Raw genomic sequence first — 676 nt, 5'->3', positions numbered from 1 at the left:
GGGCATCTCAGAAACTGATTCGGAATTCAGTTTCTGCCCGCCTTCTTTCCTGCTGAAAACCTAAGTTCCACTAAATGGTTTCCACATGACCCCTGTTTCGTTGGTTTTCCCCGGTCCCGCTCTCCGGTCTTCTGTCCCGCCGTCCGCCCTCCCCGCTTCCCTGCTGGTTTTCTCTGGCTAAAGTAATTAGAAGCAAATTTAACATAAAGGGCGAAGGCATTTTCGAAAATGGCTTCACCCTTTAATATAAATCCCCACACCATTTAACATCAACACTCAAGGCATTTTCGAAAATGCCTTGACCTTTTACTGCTAATCCCCACGTCAGTTACTTTAAACCTCTATGTCATAATTTGCACTAAATACCAAACAACATCTCAACCAAACGCTTCTTTGCCTTTTCTACTTCCCTTCTCCAAATCTTTATTTATCCTTTATCAGACCAGTACACAGCCATGAGTCCTGGGAATGGGGACGGACGGGGTGGAGGCCTGCTTGGAGGTTTGACGCCGGGCGGAGCGGAATCCGTTGGCGATGAAAGCCGTCTGGAAACCGTTAGTGAAACTTAGGCTGCAGGGACGGAAAAAGACGGGCAGAAACTGAAAACCAAATCAGTTTCTGAGATGCCCACTGAACGGTAAAGTCCTATAAAGAGTTTACCGTGAATGGGCATCGG

It is taken from the genome of Clostridium sp. MCC353 (assembly GCF_018785315.1).
Taxonomy (GTDB): domain Bacteria; phylum Bacillota; class Clostridia; order Lachnospirales; family Lachnospiraceae; genus CHH4-2.
The sequence above is the reverse complement of the archived record's forward strand: the minus strand, read 5'-3'. Positions refer to the sequence as shown.